Here is a 17,969-nt window from a genome sequence, read left to right as displayed (position 1 = left end):
CTGCGGGCCGGGGTGCGCGGGCGCGCTCGGGGCGTCCGCCCCCGGCCCGCAGCCCGGGCGGCGCGGTGTGCCCCGCCCGGGACCCGCCGCCGTCCCGCCGTCCGCCCGGGCCGTGAAAAGGGTGGCGACCCCTCCTGTTCTCTGACTAGAGTCAGAGAATGCAGAGAGAGCAGATCGACCAGGTGCGCCGCTTCAACCGCACCGTCACCGCACGCGTCGGCGTGCTGCACGACAGCTACCTCGGCCGCGACCGCTCCATCGGCGCCGCCCGCCTGCTGTGGGAGGTCGACGCCCACGAGGGGTCCGACGTCCGCCGCCTGCGCGACCGCCTCGGCCTGGACTCCGGCTACGTCAGCCGCCTGCTGCGGTCCCTGGAGGCGGACGGGCTCGTCACCGTGGAGCGCCAGGAGCGCGACGGCCGGGTGCGCACCGTCCGGCTCACCGGGGCGGGCCGCGAGGAGCTGGCCACCCTGGACGGGCGGAGCGACGAGCTGGCCTGCTCGCTGCTGGAGCCCCTGAACGAGGTCCAGAAGGCGCGGCTGGTCCGGTCCATGGCGGAGGTCGACCGGCTGCTGACGGCGGCCACCGTCACGGTCGACGCCGTCGACCCCGACCATCCGGACGCCCGGCACTGCATGGGGGCCTACTTCGCCGAGCTCCACGAGCGTTTGTCGAGCGGCTACGACCCCGACCTGAGCCTGCTGCCCGACGCGGCCGGCCTCCGCCCGCCCCGGGGCCTGCTGCTGCTGGCCAGGCTGCACGGCGAACCGGTCGGCTGCGGCGGGCTGAAGCTCCCCGAGGGCGCCCCGGCGGAGATCAAGCGCATGTGGGTCGCCCCCGGCGCGCGCCGCCTCGGTCTCGGCCGCCGCTTCCTGGCCGAACTGGAGACCCGTGCCCGCGGCCTCGGCCGCACGGTGCTGCGGCTCGACAGCAACGGTCGCCTGGAGGCGGCCCTCGCCCTCTACCGCTCCTGCGGCTACCGCGAGGTACCGGCGTTCAACGACGAGCCCTACGCGGACCACTGGTTCGAGAAGCACCTCGACGACGGACCCGCGGCCTGAGCCGGGTACCCGGGGCCGGATGCCGCACCCGGGGCGGCGCCCGGCCCCTCGGCGTCAGGACCGCGCGGCGCCGCGGTCCGCCCGCCGCAGCTCCCCGGCCGCCAGGACCGCGTACGCGGCGAAGACGCACAGCACCCCCGGGGCCGTGAGCCAGACGCGCCGGTCGTCCTCCAGCACGGCCGGGTAGCGGCTCCGGGAGATCTCCACCGTGCCGCGGGCGTGCGGCGCGGTCTCGAAGGCGTAGTAGCGGCCCTCCCGCAACCTCTGCGGCCTGCAGGGTGCTCCCCCCTCTCGCACCGAGTCCCCCCGGCACGATCCCGGTGAGGGCCAGGGCGCCGAGCCCTGCCTGGACCCCGCCGGGCAGGCACCGGAACGCCCACCAGACCGCGTGCCGGTCCGCTCCCGTGAGGAGGACGCGTACCGGCGCGGCGACGAGGACCGGGACCAGCAGCAGGGCGGCCACGCCGACCGGCCACCCGGCCTCCGTCCACGACGGGGTCCCGGGCAGCCAGGTGAGCGCCGCCGACACCAGCAGCAGGCCGCCCAGCTCGATCGCGACCCCGCCATGCAGTGTGTACGTCCACCCCATGCCCGGCAGCCTGGCACACCGGCCGCTCCCCGAGCACTGCCGCCCACCGGCAGTGACGGGCACCCCCGCCTGCCGGGCCCCTACCCCTCCCCGGCCTCCGGGCGGCCGGGGCCGCCGGACGCAGGGACCCGCTCGCCCCGGCGGTCCTCGTCGTGCGCCACCGGACGGCGGGCGACCTCCCGCTCCCGGGCCGTCAGCGGGGGCCCGGGCAGCGGAGGCAGCTTCGGTCCCCGGAGCACGGCGCACACGATCTCCGGCCGCAGCAGCGAGGTCAGCGGCGCCGACAGCGTCATCACGTCGAACAGCGCCTTGGTCACCAGCGGGCGGCCGGTCGCCGTCAGCATCAGCCGGTCCAGGTAGCGGCGCACCACCTCCGACCCGCGCCCCGGGCCCCTGCCGACGGCCCCCGGGTAGAGGATGTCCTGTCCCGTGGCCAGGTCCCAGGCCGTGGCGACCGGCCCGGCGACCGCCCGCTGCACCCGCAGCGCCAGACCCGGGGCGCGCACCCCGTGGCGGTCGACTTCGGAGCGCAGTGCCAGCACCCCCTGCGCGGCCACCGACATGCCGTGCCCGTAGACCGGGTTGTAGGTCGCCACGGCGTCCCCGACCACGACGAAGCCCTCCGGCCAGCCGCGGGTCCTCTCGAAGTAGCGCCTGCGGTTGACGGTGCTGCGGCTGACCACGACGTCCGTCAGCGGTCTCGCCCGGGAGATCAGCTCGCCCACCACGGGGTGCCGCACCGAACGGGCGAAGTCCTCGAAGGAGGCCGCGTCCGCGGTCGGCTGCCCGCCCCGGGTGCCGGAGAGCGTCACCAGCCAGCGGTCGCCCTCGATGGGCACGATCGTGGCCGTGCGGCCGGGCCGCCGCTCGCGCGCGTCCGCCTGGACGTTCACCACGGGGAACTCCCCGGCCCCGGGCGGGGCCTGGAAGATCCGCGTCGCGTAGGCCAGCCCGGAGTCCACCGTCTCCTCGGCCACGGGGCCGACGCCGAGCTCCCGCAGCCACTGGGGGGCCCGGGAGCCCCGTCCGCTGGCGTCGACCACCAGGTCGGCGTCCAGGGTGCGCTCGCCGTGCTCGGCGCACCGGATCCGCACCCCCCGCACCCGCGCCCGGTCCCCCTCCAGGCCCAGCAGTTCGGTGCCCTCCAGCAGCCGCACCCCGGGCCGGGCCAGGACCTGCTCGCGCACGACCCAGTCGAGCAGGTCCCGGCTGCAGGCGACGAGGAACTGCATCGGCGGCCACCGCCGGAACCAGCCCAGGGCCGACATCGACACCAGTCCGGTCGGCAGCGGTATCCGCCGTGCCCCCGCCGCCAGCCAGCGCGCGGTCGTGCCCGGCAGCAGGGACTCGATCGCCCGCGCCCCGCCCGACCACAGCAGGTGCGCGTGGTGGGCCTGGGGGAGGCTCCGGCGGGGCCGCGGCCCGTCGGGCAGCACGTCGCGCTCGACGACGGTGACCTCGTCCACCGACGCGGACAGGGCGGCCGCGGCGAGCATGCCGGCCAGGCCGCCGCCGATGACGACCGCGGTGCGCGCTGTGCTCGGGCGGGTTCTCAGGGGATCGCTCACGGGGTACCGCTCTCGGACCTGGCCGCGCGCTCGCGCGCCGCAGCGACGACGGGGGAATGACGCAGCGCCAGGGACATGCGCACCAGGTCGCGCCGCCCCTCCGCCGCCTCGGATGTGTACTCCTGGGCCGAGCTGATGATCTCCCCTTCGGGGTCGGCCGCCCTGGCCCGCAGGGCGGCGGCGACCATGGCGGCGTCGCCGACGGCCTGGGCCTGGCGGGCGTCGGCGCCCGAGGCGAGGGCCTCCCGGTAGGCGGCGGTGCGCAGGGTGCGGTCGAAGTACGGGTCGAGCTGGAGCATGCCGTCGTGGATGTCCGACTCCCGCTGGGTCACCCGCAGCGCGACGGGGGAGAAGGGGGAGATGCGCACGGCCGGGGTGCCGGTCGGGGCGGCCGCCCGCAGCTCCTGCCACAGCGTGCCGAGCCTGCGGTACGCCGACCAGGCGTGCCAGTGGTCGGACACCCGCTGGCCCACCAGCGGGAGGACGAAGCCGACGGCGCTCAGCAGCGCGCCCACGGACGCCAGGGGCGGCGCGAGGACACTGCTCAGCCCGTCCCAGTCGGTGCCGCCCCAGCGGGCGAAGACGGCCGCGAACTTGCTGGCCCCGTAGGCGAGGTTGAACAGCGACCCCACCACGATGACGGTCAGCCCGCCGCGCAGCCATCCGCGGACCTGCGTCGACCAGCGCCAGCACAGGACGGTCATGCTCACCGCGGCCACGCTGTGGGCGATCAGGTAGAGCACGATCATCTCGCGGATGTAGGGCGTGTTGGCGTAGTAGGTGTCCAGGTCGCGCAGCCGCTCGACAGGCGCCTCGCCGAGCAGGAAGAGCGCCACCAGGGCGATCACGACGCCGGCGTACCCCGCCATCCAGCGGGCGGAGACGCTGCGCGTCTCCCGTGGCGGCCCGCCGCGCCAGTTGACGAGCAGGATCAGGCAGGAGGCGCTGAACGCCGAGAGGATGCAGTACACCAGCGGCGCGGAGATGTTCGGCACACCCGTCAGCCGGTTCACGGCCCCGATCGTGGGCGGCGCGGCGAAGAAGAAGGTGCAGGCCCCGAGCACCAGCAGCGCGCACACGGAACGCAGCAGCGGGTCGCGCCAGTCGCGCCTGAGCCCCGGCAGCTTGCACGCGAGCGCGACGGCGAGGGCCGCGGCCGGTATGTAGTAGTCCGAACCGTCCACTCGGTCAGCCCTGCGGCCCTCGGTATCCCAGGGACGCCTCGATCCGCCCGGCCAGCCCGTCCCGCCGCACCGGCCCGCGCCCCGGCGAACCGGGCAGCCACGCGCGGCACTTGCTGCCCAGCAGCAGCCCGAAGCTCTCCGCCTCCCGCTCCTCGGCCGCGTCGGAGCGGGAACGGGCGGCGACCTGCCGCACGGTGGCCTGGAGGTCGGCCTCGTCACTCAGCAGCCGTGCGGCCACGGCCGCGCCCTCGACGTGGTGGCTGCAGTGGCCGGCGTTCATGTGCCAGAGCTCGTGGCCGAGGATGACCAGCTGGTGGTCGGGTGCGGTGCGCTCCTCGACGACGATCAGGTCCTGTTCGGCCATGTCGAGCCACAGGCCGCTCGCCGTCCCCGGGGGGAAGGAGGCCATGCGGTAGCTGACGGGCCTGCCGCGGCGGCGGCTCATCACCCCGCAGAGCGCCCCGTAGAGATGGGCGGGAGCGGTGGGGGCGGGAAGGTCGATCCCGGCGACCAGCTCGCCGCACAGCCGGCGCATGTCCCTGCCTATGCTCATCGCTCTCCCTTCCCCGCCCGTTGCCGTTCGGACACGTGTGGATCCCCGTACGTCCCGCTGTCAGGTGCCCGTCGGCTTCACGCTCTCCAGGAGCAGGTCCAGCCACTCGGTGACCTTGTCCCGGTGCTTGTCCGTGGGCAGCTGCGCCGCCCGCCAGGCGATGCCCCGCACCCCATGGTCCTGCAAGAGCCGCTCCAGCGGGTCGCTTTCCCCGGCTACGTCCTGAAGCAGACCCTGCTCGGTGCGTTGCAGGGCGGTCTCCAGGGCGTCCGCGTCGTCGGCGGTGAGGAAGCCGGCGTGCACCCGGAAGAAGCGCTGGATGGCGTCGCAGTGCTCCATGGTGGGCCTGCGGTCGCCGTTGATCAGGGCACCGGCCTGCTGGCGCGACATCCCTGCTCCGTCGGCGATCTCCTGCTGTGTGTAGCGGCGGCCGTTGGCCTTCAGGCGCGTGCGCCGGAGCAGGTCGAAGCGCTGCAGGAAGCGTGCCTGGAGGTCGGGTTCGCCGGCCGGTCTGCCGTCGACCAGCGCCCGGACCACGTCCGCCGGGACGCCGGAGGCCTCCGACAGCAGATCGATGTCGAAGACCTCGTCATGGCTGATTCCGAGCTTGTCCGCCAGGTCGGCGACGCGGGCGACCGTGGCCGCCAGCTGCCCGTGCGACGCCGGACCCGGAACCGAGAAGCCGTCCGTCACCTGTGGGTCTCCTAGATCATGCGGGGCCGCCCCGCACACAAGGGGCTGCCGGGAGATTAGCCGTTATGGGCGAAGGCAGCCACACCTTGCCACAGCTGTGGCGCGAAACCGGCGCTCACGACGGCCGAATGCCACGATAGTTGACATCCGTGGCTGCGCGGTAGCAGGATCGCGGAAGAACGAGAAGATCCAAAGGGGGCTGCCAGAGCGGGACTTGGCAGGACTTCGAGAACTTCGGAGAGGTGGCGTTCTCGATGGCGAACGAGGCGGGCATCGGACTCACCGGCACCCAGGGACCCCTGGGCCGGACCGGAACGGCGCGCGGCGGCGTGAGGAGCATACGGCTGCGCAGGCTGATCGGTGAGCGCCCCGTGTCCGGCCCGTGGAACGCGCCGCTGCGCCCCTCGGGTCCCGTCCCGCCCTCCTCGCCCGGCCGCAGGCCCGTGCCGGTGCGCCCCCCGGGGCCCGTGCACCCGCTGCCGGACCCCGCCCCCGCGGCCCCGCAGCCCCCTGCGCGGCCCGCCGAGCCGCAGCCGCCCCGGGAGCCGGACGGGGAGGCGTACCTGCGCGACTACGCCGCCCTGATGGACGCCGTGCCGCTGCCCTCGCTGCTCATCGACCGCCGATGGGACGTCGTGCACGCCAACGCCGCCTACGACGCCCTCTTTCGCGCGATCGGCCCGCACCCCACCGCCATGCCCCAGCAGAACTTCCTGCGCTTCGTGCTCTTCCACCCCGAGGCGCGGACGGTGCTCGCCGAACACGAGACCAGCTGGTGCCTGCCCGTCATGGCGCAGCTCGCCGCGGCCCTGGAGGAGGCGGGGGACGGGGCGGACGACCGGGCCCTGCAGGCGGTCCGCGACGACATCGCCCTCGACCCGATCATGGACGCCGCCTACCGGTGCGGCCTGCCGCTGTGGATCAGTGCGGTGGGCGCGACCGCCCTCCGCCACGACGGAGCCGTGCGCCCCGTGCACCACCCCGACCCGCGCTGGGGCAGCACCGACTGCCGTGTGGTGGACGAGACTCCGGCCGGCCTGCGCGGCCAGGGCTACACCCGGCTCACGCTGGTACTGCGCGAGAACCGCTCCGCGGTCCCGGGGGCCCGTCGCGCCAAGCCGTATCTGCGGGCGGTCTCGGGAGGCTGACCGGCCCGGGGCGGCACGGGCGCGGACCGCGCCGCCCCCCGGGCGCGTGCCCGGGCCGGGCGCCCGCACCCCTCAGCGCACGGACGCGAGGGCCCACTCCGCGACGACCGCCACCGCGACGCCGACACCCAGGACGAGCGTGGCCCAGCGGGTGCGGCCCGCCCGGCTGAGCATCAGGGCGCTGCCGGAGAGGATCAGCGCCATCCCGTAGAACGCGACGGTGAGTACCGAGTGCGTACTGCCCAGGCGCAGCGCCAGGACCGCGCCCACGGCGATCATGATGCCGCCGGAGAGGGCTATGCGGATGCGGCGCGCCTGACGCGGAGTGAGACCCGGGTGCTCGTCGGGGTCGACGTTGGCTTCTGACATGCGGGAAGCCTATCGGCCCGGGCGGGGGCCCGCCCCGGTGGTCCGGAGCCGCCCGGCCGGTCCCGGGCCGCCGGTCCCGGGCCGCACCGCGGGCGCGGAGGCGGGCCCGGTCAGTGCCGCAGGCCCGGGGCCGCGACGGGCCAGTGCGGCTCGGAACCGGTCAGCTGGCAGGCCATCAGGTACAGCAGGATGGGCGGGGTGTAGGGGGAGGGGCCGTCGGCGCCGCGGATCAGCCGGGGCCGGTGCCCCGGCACCCGGGCGCCGGGAGCGTAGTGGGACGGCAGCGGCCAGCGCAGCCCGTGGTCGGAACCGGCCGGGACGATCCACCACCACCAGCCGTCGACCGCGAAGACGCAACCTCCCCCGCCCGCCCGGTCGATGAGCCGTGCTCCGTACCGGGCGGGCAGCCCCACGGCGTCGTACCCCGGGCCGCCGGGGCCCGCGACGGGCACCTCGAGCCGGATCGGGCGGGCCTCCTCGCGCCGGAACGAGGGGAGGGGGCGCGGGGCCGGCCGGGAGGGGCGGTGCGCCTCCCGGCCGGCCCCGACGGCTGCCGGGCCCCGGGTCAGTCGGTTCGCGAGGATCCTCAGCACGGCCACGCCGGGCCGCGCGGGCCGCTGCCGGGCCCTTCCGCGAGGAACGCGTCCGGGCGGATGGGGAGTTCGCACCAGACCGAGCGGCCCGTGCCGCGCTCGCCGTCGTAGCTCCCCCAGGCGAGGCTGACCGCCTCGACCAGGAGCAGGCCGCGCCCGCGCTCCCCTCGGGCGTCCCGGCAGACGCGCGGGCCGGAGGGTTCCGAGCCCTGGTCGTGGACCGTGACGCGCAGGCGGTCGGCGGTGCGGTGGAGCAGGCAGGAGACGAGGTGCCCGCCGGTGTGCACCACGGCGTTGGTGACCAGCTCGGAGACGACCAGCAGGGCCGTCTCGCGGTCGTCGCCGGTGACGCCCCACCGGTGCAGGACCTCGCCCACCCGGCGTCTGGCCCGTGAGACGGACTCGGCGCGCGCGGGCACCTCGAAGCCGTGGCGGAAGGTGTCGGCGGCCGGACTCGCGTCCAGGAGGGGGGTGGTGAGCGCGTCACGGTTCACACGGCAAGTCTCCCGCCGCAACAGCCACCTTGGCAAGGCTCACTCTGAAAAATTCAGAGTGGTCGTATTCAAGGCGGATGCTCCGTGGCACACTGCTCGCATCGGAGCACGTGGGGAGGAGTCGAAGTGAGCGAGCCGCGGTCCGCCCCCACCGTGGGACAGGTGGTCCTGGGCCGGCGTCTGCAGGACCTCCGGGAACGCGCCGGACTCAGGCGCGAGGAGGCGGCGAAGGTCCTGCGCGTCGCACCCGGCACCATCCGCCGGATGGAGACCGCCGAGGTCGCGCTGAAGATCCCCTACGTCCAGCTGCTGCTGGCCGCCTACGGCGTGCCCGAGGACGAGGCCCAGGGCTTCGTGGAGCTGGCCGAGGAGGCCAACAAGCCGGGCTGGTGGCAGCGCTTCCACGACGTCCTGCCCGGCTGGTTCAGCATGTACGTCAGCCTGGAGGGTGCCGCCAGCCTCATCCGTGCGTATGAACCGCAGTTCGTCCCCGGACTGCTCCAGACGGAGGACTACGCGCGGGCGATCATGCGGGGCGGGGCCGTCGGCCACACCGACCCGGAGGAGATCGAGCGCCACGTGGCCCTGCGGATGGAGCGTCAGGCGCTGCTCGCCCGCCCGGACGCGCCCAGGCTCTGGGTGATCATGGACGAGACGGTGCTGCGCAGGCCGGTCGGGGCGCCCGGGGTGCTGCGGGGCCAGGTGGAGAAGCTGCTCGAATGCACCCGGCTGCCCCATGTGACCCTCCAGATCGCCGAGTTCGCCGGTGGGCACCACCCGGGCACCTACGGGCCCTTCGTGCTCTTCCGGTTCTCGGTGCCCGAACTGCCGGACATGGTCTACAGCGAGTACCTGACCGGCGCCGTCTACCTGGACGCGCGCCCCGAAGTCGCCACGCACCTGGAGGTGATGGACCGCATGGCGGCACAGGCCGCGTCGGCGCAACGCACGAAGGAGATCCTTGATGAACTCCGCAGGGAGCTGTGAATGAAACGCATATACAACGGGATGCCCGCCGCCGAGCTGGGCGAGGAGGGCTGGCACAAACCCTGGAGCGGCGGAAACGGCGGCAACTGCGTCGAGACGATGAAGCTCGCCGACGGCAGGGTGGCCGTACGCCAGTCCTCCGACCCGGACGGACCCGCCCTCATCTACACCCGGAGCGAGATAGCCGCGTTCATCCAGGGGGCCAAGGCGGGCGCGGCGGACTTCCTGGTCGGCTGACCTGCTGCCGCGGGGGCAGCAGGCTCGTCGGGACCGCGGGCGGGTGGCGCCTCGCCGAGACGGTGAGGAGCCTTTCCGGCACCCGGGAGCACCGGCCGCACTCCGATCGGCCGGTGCTCAGTGTACGTGAGTGATCAACGGATAGTAAAGCCACGGGAGTCGGCGCCTCGGGGGTACCCGGTCGCCGGCCTGCTCCCGGTCGCCGCACCCGCCTCCGCGGGCTCGCGGGGCCGCGGAGGACCCGGCGCGTACGGCCCGTACCGCGAGACGACGCCTGCCGCGGGGACGCGGAGGCGGAGGGCTCAGGGGCGCCTGAGGTAGGCGAGGCCGGGGTGCTCCGCCCGGTAGGCGTCGACCAGCCGCCGCGCCACGGACACCGAGTCCACCAGCGGGTGCAGGGCGAAGGCCCGCACGGCCGCCGACACCGAACCGCCCTCCGCCGCCGCGAGGACCTCCCGCTCCACCGACTTCACCGCCGTGACCAGCGCGGTCGCATGGCCGGGAAGCGGGTCCACCGCCACCGGGTGCGCCCCGCCCGCGTCCACCAGGCACGGCACCTCCACGACCGCGTCCGCGTCGAGGGGCGCCAGCGCACCGCGGTTGCGGACGTCCAGGACCAGGGTGGTGCGCTCGTCGCGGGCGATGGCCCGCATCAGCGCGAGGGCCACCTGCTCGTAGCCCCCGGACTCCAGGTCGTCCTCCTCGCGTGCGCCCGCTCCCGCGGCCCCCCGGTTGGCGGCCATGTAGGTGGCCTCGCGCTCGGCCAGCGTGCGGCGCCAGACCTCCAGCGCGGGAGAGCCGGGGCGCAGCGCCCGCTCGTAGAACCCCGCCTGCTGCTCGCGCAGGAACGCCCCCCGGGTCCGGTCCGCCCGGCGGTAGGCGTCCACCGTCTCCCGGTTGAAGTAGTAGTAGTGCAGGTACTCGTTGGGGACGGCACCGAGCGAGCGCAGCCAGTCCGCACCGAACAGCTTCCCCTCCTCGAAGGTGCCGAGCGCCGCGTCGTCGGCGAGCAGCCCGGGCAGCAGGTCCCGTCCGCCCACCCGCAGCCCGCGCAGCCAGCCCAGGTGGTTCAGGCCCGCGTAGTCGAACCAGGCGGTGGCCGGATCGGCCCCGGCCGCCCGCGCCACCCGCCGGCCCAGGGCGACGGGGGAGTCGCAGATGCCGACGACCCGGTCGCCGAGCACCCGGCTCATCGCCTCCGTGACCAGCCCCGCGGGGTTGGTGAAGTTGATGACCCAGGCATCCGGGGCCAGAGCCGCGACCCGGCGGGCGATCTCCACGGCCACCGGCACCGTGCGCAGGCCGTAGGCGATGCCCCCGGCGCCCACCGTCTCCTGGCCGAGCACGCCCTCGGCGAGCGCGATCCGCTCGTCCGCGGCACGCCCCGCCAGGCCGCCGACCCGGATCGCCGAGAACACGAAGTCGGCCCCCCTCACCGCCTCGTCCAGGCCGCGGGCCGCCGTCACCGCGGGGGCGTCCGCCCGCCCGGCCGCCAGCTCCTCGACGACCCGCCGAACCGCGGCCAGGCGCATGCCGTCCACGTCGTGCAGCACCACCTCCGTGACCCGCCCCTCGCCGCGGTCGCCGAGCAGCGCGCCGTAGACCAGAGGGACCCGGAAACCGCCGCCGCCGAGGATCGTGAGCTTCATGTCCCGTACGGTACGCGCGCGCCCCGTGCCCCGGGGCGGGACCCGCGTGGGCCGTTCGCCGCGCCGGCGGGAAGATGGACCCATGCCACGTCACACCAAGCGCCGCGAACGCACCGCACCGGCCCTCCCCGACGCCGGATCGCCCTGCCCCTGCGGACTTCCCGCCGCGTACGGGGAGTGCTGCGGCCGCCTCCACAGCGGGGAGGAGGCGGCACCCACCGCCGAGCGGCTGATGCGCTCGCGCTACAGCGCGTTCGTGGTCCGCGACACCGCGTACCTGCTGCGCACCTGGCACTCCTCGACCCGGCCGCCGCACCTGGAGCTCGACGAGGGCATGCGCTGGTCCGGTCTGGAGGTCACCGGGGCCACCGACGGGAGCGCCTTCCACTCCCGGGGCACCGTCACCTTCCGGGCCCGCTACCGCCACCACGGCAAGCGCGGCGAACTGCACGAGCGCAGCGAGTTCGCCCGCGAGGGCGGGGCCTGGGTCTACGTGGACGGCAGCTTCCTGGACTGACCGCCCCCCGCCCCGCCCGCGGAGACCGCGGCGGGGCCTGCGGCCGGACCCCCCGCCCCGCCCCGGCGGCCGGGCACCGCGGGGACGCTCCTCCGGAGGGGCGTCCCCCCCCCGGTCGTGCGGGGCCTGCTCAGAGAGAACCGCCGGGACGGACCGTCAGACCCGGGTTGTACGCGGCGAGCACCTTGTTCGCCCGGGCCAGCGCCGCGAGCGCGTGCTCGCGGTCGGCGCGGTCCTCGGTGCACAGCGGCCCGCGGAACCGCCCCACCTCACGCGCCGCCCAGACGGCCTCCATCTCGGCGTTGAGCACATGCGCGGGCATGCAGGAGCCGATGAGCACGGCGACGCGGTCGGGGATGGGGACCGGTACGAGGTCGGAGGCGGTCACGTGGAGTCCTTGTCTTCTGCTGTGTCGGGCCCGTCGGTCGGTCGGTCCCGTCCTTCATGAGTACCGGAAGGTCATCCCGGTTCCCCGGCGGGGTCCCTCGGCGGGGAACGCCGGTCCCCGCGGGGCCCCGGCCCGCGTCCGCCTCCGTGCGGGCAGGGTGCGTGCGGGCGGGGGCGGTGGAGCGCGGACCTGCCGGAGCGGCGCCGCCGCGTCCCCGGAAGCCCGCGGCCACGTGCCGCGGCCCCCCGTCGGCGGCGCCGGACCACCCTACGCGAACGCCGCCCCCGCCCCGACCGCGCGCGTCCCTGGGCGCCGCCCGCGGGCTCAGTCGAAGCGGTCGATGTTCTCCTCCACCCAGGACCGCAGATGCGCGAGCGGGGCGCAGGCGTCCCGGCCGAGCGGGGTGAGGCTGTACTCGACGCGCAGCGGCACCTCCGCGAAGACCTCGCGGTGCACCAGCCCGTGCTCCTCCAGGCGCCGCAGTGTCTGCGTGAGCACCTTGGGGCTCACGCCCTGGAGGCGGCTGCGCAGGGCGCCGAAGCGCTGCGTGCCCTCCTCCATGGCCCCCAGGGCCAGGGCACTCCACTTGTTGGCCAGCAGATCGAGCATGTCGCGGCAGGGGCAGGCGGCGGCGTACACGCTCGCGGGGGCCCCGCCCGGCTCGGTGGTCGTCGTCATGGCGCCATGGTACCCAACGGGTACCAGTATCCCTTGCGGGTAACCACTACCCCTTCCATACCGTTGTCACACCGGCGGCCGCCCAGCCGCCCGCCGGACCGGGCCGCCGTGCCCGACCGCATCCGCAACCCCGTGGGAGGCCCCCCATGACCACCGTCCCCGCGACCATGCCCGCCGTCGCCTACCGCCGGTCGCTCCCCGCCGACCACCCCGAGAGCCTGGTCGACGTCGAACTGCCGGTGCCGAAGCCGGGTCCGCGCGACCTGCTCGTACGGGTCGAGGCGATCGCCGTCAACCCCGTGGACCACAAGGTCCGGCAGAACGTGGACCCGGGCGGGGAGGCGAAGGTCCTCGGCTGGGACGCCGCGGGCACCGTGGTGGCCGTCGGCTCCGAGGTCCGCCTGTTCGCCGTCGGCGACGAGGTGTTCTACGCCGGGGCCCTCGACCGCCCCGGCGCCAACTCCCGCTTCCACGCGGTGGACGAGCGCCTGGTCGGCCGCAAGCCCGCCTCGCTCTCGTTCACCGAGGCGGCCGCCCTGCCGCTGACCTCCCTCACCGCGTGGGAGGGGCTGTTCGAGCGCCTGGGCCTGCGCGGCGCGGGGACGGAGAGCACCGGGACCCTGCTGATCACGGCCGCCGCCGGGGGCGTCGGATCCGTGACCGCCCAGCTGGCCCGCGCCCTGACCGGCCTCACGGTGATCGGGACCGCGTCGCGCCCCGAGACGGCCGAGTTCGCCCGGCGCATGGGCGTCGAGCACGTCGTCGACCACCACCGGCCGCTGGCGCCCCAGCTCGCCGAGGCGGCCCCGCAGGGCGTCGACTACGTGTTCAGCACCAACGGCACCGACCGCCGGCTCGGCGAGTTCGCCGAGGTGCTCAACCCCTTCGGGAGGATCGTCGCCATCGACGACGTGGACGAGCTGCCCCTCGGCGCGCTGAAGGCGAAGAGCATCTCCTTCCACTGGGAGTTCATGTTCACCCGGTCCATGTACGGAACGTCCGACCGGCAGGCCCAGCACCGCATCCTGACCCGGATCGCCCGCCTCGCCGACGCGGGTGCCCTGGTCAGCACGGCCACCCGGGACCTGGGACCGGTCAGCGCCGCCACGCTGCGCCGGGCCCACCGGTCGCAGGAGTCCGGCGGCACGATCGGCAAGACCACGCTGACCGGCTTCTGACCGGCCGCCGGCCCGGCGGGCGGAGCACGGCGGGACCGGGCCCCGCGAGAGCGGGCGCCCTCACGCCCCGGGGCCCGCGCCGCGACCGGTGCGCTCGCGGCGCGGGACGTCGTACCCGGTGACGGCCGTGCGGCCCACCGCGGCGGCCAGCTTGCGCAGCCGCCGCCACTCGAAGCGGGGCGGCACGCCCGGTACACCCGGGCGGTGCCGCGGCACCCGGACCCGCAGGGCGTGCCGGGCGATCCGGCAGTGGACGGGCGCGGCCAGGACGGCCGCCTCCCCGTCGATGCCCGCCTCCAGCTCCGCCGCGTCGGCCTCGACGACCACCGTGCGGGCCGTGAGCACCGTGAACCCCTCGCGCTCGGGGGCGAGCAGCAGCGCGGCCGCCTCGGCCGCGCTGTCCACCCGCAGCCCCAGCACTCCCAGCACCCCGCCGTTCACCCGCTCGCGCCGTCCCAGCCCGAGCGGGTCGTCCGTGCGGTACGGGTTGTTGCTGACCAGCACCGCCTGCGGCTCCCTGAGGACCGCGGCACCGGCCCGGACGGTCAGCCGCGGGCCGCGCCGTCTGCTGAGCAGGTCCGGCAGCAGCTCCAGCGCGGTGCCCACCTTGTCCTCCCGGTACGCCGGACTCTGCACGACGGCCCCGTAGGCCCCGAAGGAGACGTTGTTGACGAAGGGGCGGTCCCCGGCGAAGCCCAGGTCCACGTCCAGCTCGACGCCGTCGGAAAGAGCCTCCAGACAGCTCGCCGGGTCCTCGCGGTCGAGTCCGAGGTCCATGGCGAAGTGGTTGCGCGTCCCCGCGGACACCACCAGCAGCGGCACGCGGTGCTCCGCCGCGACGGCGGCCACCAGTGCCTGGGTCCCGTCGCCGCCGGCCACGCCCAGCAGGTCCGCTCCCTCCCGGACCGCCTGCCGGGCCAGTGCCGCCACGTCCACGTGGCGGTCCGCGTCGAGCAGGACCACGCGCGCCCCGAGCTGCTCCGCCCGCTCCTTGAGCCCGTGCCGTCCGACCTTGCCGCCCCCGGAGCGCGGGTTCATCAGGATGACCGGGCGGCGCGGGCGGGACGTGCGGTACTCCCTGGGGCGCGCCGGGCGCAGGCCCGTCGAGCGCAGGGCGTACCGCCCGGTGGCCAGCGCGAGGGCCCACAGGGCCGCGGAGGCGGCCACCACCCACAGCAGGCGGGTGGAGACCACCAGGACCATGACCGACAGCGGCGCGGCCACCGCGAGCACCGCCGCCGCCGCGCGGACGGGCCCCCGCCGGGAGAGGGCCCACCACAGGGCGGCCGCGGTGACGGCGAGCCCGGCCGCTCCCGCCAGGAGCAGCAGCACCCCCGTCGCGCCGCCGAACCAGAGCGGCAGCAGCGCGGCAAGCGCGGCCGCGGCGAGGGAGGCCCTCGCCGCCCAGCGTTGGGCGCGGTGCACGCGCTCCGTCGTCTCCAGCCCCATCGATCCCCCTTGTCCGGAGGTCATCCTAGGGATCGGACGGCTCCGCGGTCGCGCGGCGAGGCCGGGGCCGGGCCGGTGCCGCGGCGACGAGCGGCGCGCGCACCCGGGCGTGCACGCCCGCGCCGGGCTGGGCGACGGCGCCTCCGGGGGCTTCCCGACCGGACGGCCCCGCGCGGACGCCTCCCGGCCGCCCGGGGGCCGGTTCAGGTGCGGGGCCTGCCGCGCCCGCGCAGCTGCAGGGCCCGCAGCACGGCCTCCGTGGCGAAGCGGCCGTCCGGGTCGGCGAGCCGGTCGCCGAAGATCGCCTCCAGGCTGCGGAGCCGGTAGCGCACCGTCTGCGGGTGCACCGCCAGCAGCTCGCCCATCCGGGCGGCCGTGCCACGCGTCTCCAGCCAGGTGCGCAGCGTCTCCACCAGCCGGTTGCGCCGGGTCGCCGTGAGGCCCGACAGCGGGGCCAGCTCCCGGTGCGCCAGGGCCTCCAGGAGCGCGGGGTCGGACAGGAGCCAGAGGGTGAGCAGGTGGTCGGTGCAGCAGAGCACGGGGGCGTCGTCCACCGCCCCGGTGTCGACCAGCTCCAGCAGGCGCCGCGCCCAGCGGACCGAGTCGGCCGCGCCCTCGACGGCCACCGTCAGGCCCACCGCGGCACGGGTGTCCTCGGGGAGGGAGGAGAGCGTGCGGCGGCGGCGGTCGTCGAAGGGGCCGGGGAGCAGCAGATGGGGCTGGGGCCCTCCGAGGTCCGCCAGGACATCGTTGTCGAGCCCTCTTTCGGTCAGATCCGGCACGGGCCGCAGAGCGACCAGGGTCACCTGCTCCGGGAGCGGCCAGCGCGCCTGCTCGCAGAGTTCCGCCAGTGCGGCCCGCGGTACCGGAGGCCCCGCCAGGATCAGGTGGAGCAGCCTGCGCCGGGTCGCCTCCGCCCGGTCGCCCGAGCGGGCCTGCACCTCCAGGTACCCCTCCCGGGTCAGTGCCTCCAGCTCGTCGACATAGGCGAACAGCGCGTCGGCGAAGCTCAGCATCAGGGTGGGCGAGAGGTTGTAGCGCCGGCCGATGCGCTTGGCCCGGCGCAGGGCCACGCGCGCGCCCAGGCGGTAGGCGCCCTGGAGCGACTCCAGGCTGCGCCCCTCGTAGGCCTCGAAGCGGCCGAACCGGCGCAGCATCTCGTCCCGCAGCGGGGAGGGGGAGGAAGGCCGGGCCACCTGCTCGACGAAGACCCGGATGTTCTGTTCCACACCGAGCTGGACGGCCTTTCCGTACGGTCCGTTCAGTAATCGGGCGTACTCCGGATAGGCGCGGGTGACCTCGATCCCTATCTCCTGGATGAGGCTGGGCAACTCGGGCCGGATGAGTGCGGCGAACTCCTGGGGGAGCGGTGCCAGGGGCTCACCGGCCCCGGACGGCCGGGTGGTTCTCTGCATGCATTCTCCCCTCGTGGGCCGGGATTTCCGGAGAACCGCTGCTCCGCTCCTCTCTCCGCGGCCCCCGGCGGTGTTCTCCGGTCCCGTCCGGTGGGGGCGCGACGGGGCGGACCGCGCCTGGCGCCGCCGGGGTTCCGGCAGGCGGGGCGGCAGTCATTGAGTGCTGAACATAGACCAGTCCGGCGCCCCTGCACAGCGGTGGGGACGGGCGGGTGCGAGCGCGACCGATACGCGACGGCGTGCGCGGACGGCCGCGGCGGATTGCTCACCGGGCGACAAGAAAGCGCTGTCCCCTCCTCGCGCCGCGACAAGAAAATACCCGCTGGTAGGGGGCGTCCGGGAAACTGGCGGACCGGTATTGCCTGCCGGGTTACCCGCTCGTAACGTCGCTTCCGCAACCTGCTCGCTCGCGTGGCTGAAAGGCATTGCCCGCGCTCCGTTTCCGTGCGCGTTCCATGAAAGAGCCGCAATCGCTTTTCGGGCTGTGCGGCCGAAAAGGGATCCTCGGGTACGCGCCTATCCCCCGGAAGGGAACCGACCTCGTGCGCAGACTCACCAGAAACGCCGTGACCGCCGCCGCGGCATTCGCGGCGGCCCTCGGAATGACGGCCACCTCCGCCTCGGCCACCTCGCTGGCCACCTGGACCGTCACCCCGGGCGGGGCGTTCACCGCCCACGCCGACAACCCCACGCTCAGCACCCCGGCCGCCACGCTGCAGTGCGTCGGCTCCGACGCCGAAGGCACCCTGAAGACGGGTTCCGGCCACGCCGGAGCGGGCATCGGCTCGATCACCGAACTCACCTTCACCGGCTGCTCGGTGATCGGCATCCCCTTCGACGTCACCACCGCGAGCAAGCCCTGGAGCCTCAACGCCGATGCCGTCAGCGCGGTCCCGGGCGCCATCGACGGCTCGATCAGCGGCGTCGACGCCACCATCAGCGGCTCCGGCTGCACCGCCGACTTCACCGGCACCGTCACGGGCCGCTACCTCAACGGCACCAAGCGCCTGGTGATCGACGGCGGCGACCTGTCCGCCTCCGGGGCCGACTGCTTCGGCCTCATCAACGACGGCGACGAGGCCCTCTTCGAGGCCGACTACGCCGTCACCGGCAACCACACCATCACCCGGGACTGACGCCCGGGAGGCGGTGGTGGGGCCCGCCCGGCGGGCCCCACCCGCGGCCCGCGCCGCTCCGGGGCGCGGGCCGTACCGGCGCC

General features: G+C 75.3%; 20 protein-coding genes. 7 read left to right on the top strand and 13 right to left on the bottom strand.

What is annotated here, in order from left to right:
* Positions 1-158 precede the first annotated feature (158 nt).
* Positions 159-1,061 (top strand): helix-turn-helix domain-containing GNAT family N-acetyltransferase, encoded by a 903-nt coding sequence (locus tag NPS70_RS00275; protein ID WP_256521360.1) that lies wholly within the window; start codon positions 159-161, stop codon positions 1,059-1,061.
* A gap of 54 nt (positions 1,062-1,115) precedes the next feature.
* Here NPS70_RS00275 and NPS70_RS00270 read toward each other — a convergent pair whose 3' ends face one another.
* The 5 genes from NPS70_RS00270 to NPS70_RS00250 all read right to left on the bottom strand — a co-directional run bounded on the left by NPS70_RS00270 (position 1,116) and on the right by NPS70_RS00250 (position 5,648).
* Positions 1,116-1,322, bottom strand: coding sequence for a hypothetical protein (locus tag NPS70_RS00270; RefSeq protein WP_256521359.1), 207 nt, complete (start codon positions 1,320-1,322; stop codon positions 1,116-1,118).
* 408 nt (positions 1,323-1,730) lie between these two features.
* Positions 1,731-3,146: an FAD-dependent monooxygenase gene (locus NPS70_RS00265; protein WP_256522170.1), complete on the bottom strand. Its 1,416-nt coding sequence runs from the start codon at positions 3,144-3,146 to the stop codon at positions 1,731-1,733.
* A 68-nt stretch (positions 3,147-3,214) separates the two neighbouring features.
* Positions 3,215-4,402 carry an MAB_1171c family putative transporter gene (locus tag NPS70_RS00260; RefSeq protein ID WP_256521358.1) on the bottom strand — a complete coding sequence of 396 codons (1,188 nt, stop codon included), beginning with the start codon at positions 4,400-4,402 and terminating at the stop codon, positions 3,215-3,217.
* A 4-nt stretch (positions 4,403-4,406) separates the two neighbouring features.
* A complete protein-coding gene (locus NPS70_RS00255) occupies positions 4,407-4,937 on the bottom strand; it encodes a toxin-antitoxin system, toxin component (protein WP_256522168.1) in 531 nt (176 codons plus the stop codon).
* A 78-nt stretch (positions 4,938-5,015) separates the two neighbouring features.
* Entirely contained in the window at positions 5,016-5,648 is a 633-nt protein-coding gene (locus tag NPS70_RS00250; RefSeq protein ID WP_256521356.1) for a helix-turn-helix transcriptional regulator, read from the bottom strand.
* A 254-nt stretch (positions 5,649-5,902) separates the two neighbouring features.
* Between NPS70_RS00250 and NPS70_RS00245 the strand changes: the two genes are divergently transcribed.
* Positions 5,903-6,796: a transcriptional regulator gene (locus NPS70_RS00245; RefSeq protein ID WP_256521355.1), complete on the top strand. Its 894-nt coding sequence runs from the start codon at positions 5,903-5,905 to the stop codon at positions 6,794-6,796.
* 72 nt (positions 6,797-6,868) lie between these two features.
* Here the strand turns inward: NPS70_RS00245 and NPS70_RS00240 are convergent, their stop codons facing one another.
* From NPS70_RS00240 to NPS70_RS00230, 3 genes are all read right to left on the bottom strand, one after another.
* Entirely contained in the window at positions 6,869-7,165 is a 297-nt protein-coding gene (locus tag NPS70_RS00240) for a hypothetical protein (protein WP_256521354.1), read from the bottom strand.
* Between the two features lie 110 nt (positions 7,166-7,275).
* Positions 7,276-7,617: a hypothetical protein gene (locus tag NPS70_RS00235; protein ID WP_374211912.1), complete on the bottom strand. Its 342-nt coding sequence runs from the start codon at positions 7,615-7,617 to the stop codon at positions 7,276-7,278.
* 134 nt (positions 7,618-7,751) lie between these two features.
* The gene (locus NPS70_RS00230; RefSeq protein ID WP_256521353.1) at positions 7,752-8,252 is read right to left on the bottom strand and encodes an ATP-binding protein; all 501 of its coding nucleotides are present in this window, start codon (positions 8,250-8,252) and stop codon (positions 7,752-7,754) included.
* A 126-nt stretch (positions 8,253-8,378) separates the two neighbouring features.
* On the opposite strand from NPS70_RS00230, the gene NPS70_RS00225 reads away from it, so the two are divergent.
* Complete coding sequence (locus NPS70_RS00225) at positions 8,379-9,239, top strand: helix-turn-helix transcriptional regulator (protein WP_256521352.1); 861 nt, start codon at positions 8,379-8,381, stop codon at positions 9,237-9,239.
* Entirely contained in the window at positions 9,240-9,476 is a 237-nt protein-coding gene (locus NPS70_RS00220; protein ID WP_256521351.1) for a DUF397 domain-containing protein, read from the top strand. It begins immediately after the preceding gene.
* Between the two features lie 302 nt (positions 9,477-9,778).
* Here the strand turns inward: NPS70_RS00220 and NPS70_RS00215 are convergent, their stop codons facing one another.
* Positions 9,779-11,125 (bottom strand): 6-phospho-beta-glucosidase, encoded by a 1,347-nt coding sequence (locus tag NPS70_RS00215; RefSeq protein WP_256521349.1) that lies wholly within the window; start codon positions 11,123-11,125, stop codon positions 9,779-9,781.
* Between the two features lie 82 nt (positions 11,126-11,207).
* Between NPS70_RS00215 and NPS70_RS00210 the strand changes: the two genes are divergently transcribed.
* Positions 11,208-11,642, top strand: a complete 435-nt coding sequence (locus tag NPS70_RS00210; RefSeq protein ID WP_256521348.1) for a YchJ family protein — start codon at positions 11,208-11,210, stop codon at positions 11,640-11,642.
* 130 nt (positions 11,643-11,772) lie between these two features.
* Here NPS70_RS00210 and NPS70_RS00205 read toward each other — a convergent pair whose 3' ends face one another.
* A complete protein-coding gene (locus tag NPS70_RS00205; protein ID WP_256521347.1) occupies positions 11,773-12,030 on the bottom strand; it encodes a hypothetical protein in 258 nt (85 codons plus the stop codon).
* 324 nt (positions 12,031-12,354) lie between these two features.
* Positions 12,355-12,708, bottom strand: coding sequence for a helix-turn-helix domain-containing protein (locus tag NPS70_RS00200; RefSeq protein ID WP_256521346.1), 354 nt, complete (start codon positions 12,706-12,708; stop codon positions 12,355-12,357).
* Positions 12,709-12,854: 146 nt separating this feature from the next.
* Here NPS70_RS00200 and NPS70_RS00195 point away from each other — a divergent pair, with 146 nt between their 5' ends.
* Positions 12,855-13,886 carry a zinc-binding alcohol dehydrogenase family protein gene (locus NPS70_RS00195; protein ID WP_256521344.1) on the top strand — a complete coding sequence of 344 codons (1,032 nt, stop codon included), beginning with the start codon at positions 12,855-12,857 and terminating at the stop codon, positions 13,884-13,886.
* A 60-nt stretch (positions 13,887-13,946) separates the two neighbouring features.
* Here NPS70_RS00195 and NPS70_RS00190 read toward each other — a convergent pair whose 3' ends face one another.
* Entirely contained in the window at positions 13,947-15,335 is a 1,389-nt protein-coding gene (locus tag NPS70_RS00190; RefSeq protein ID WP_256522164.1) for a diacylglycerol kinase family protein, read from the bottom strand.
* A 203-nt stretch (positions 15,336-15,538) separates the two neighbouring features.
* The gene (locus NPS70_RS00185) at positions 15,539-16,750 is read right to left on the bottom strand and encodes a helix-turn-helix domain-containing protein (RefSeq protein WP_256521341.1); all 1,212 of its coding nucleotides are present in this window, start codon (positions 16,748-16,750) and stop codon (positions 15,539-15,541) included.
* Between the two features lie 542 nt (positions 16,751-17,292).
* Between NPS70_RS00185 and NPS70_RS00180 the strand changes: the two genes are divergently transcribed.
* A complete protein-coding gene (locus NPS70_RS00180) occupies positions 17,293-17,886 on the top strand; it encodes a hypothetical protein (RefSeq protein ID WP_256521340.1) in 594 nt (197 codons plus the stop codon).
* Positions 17,887-17,969 lie beyond the last annotated feature (83 nt).

The sequence above is a fragment of the Streptomyces sp. C10-9-1 genome, from assembly GCF_024497955.1.
GTDB classification, from domain to species: domain Bacteria; phylum Actinomycetota; class Actinomycetes; order Streptomycetales; family Streptomycetaceae; genus Streptomyces; species Streptomyces sanyensis.
This window is presented reverse-complemented; position numbering and strand designations above follow the sequence as displayed.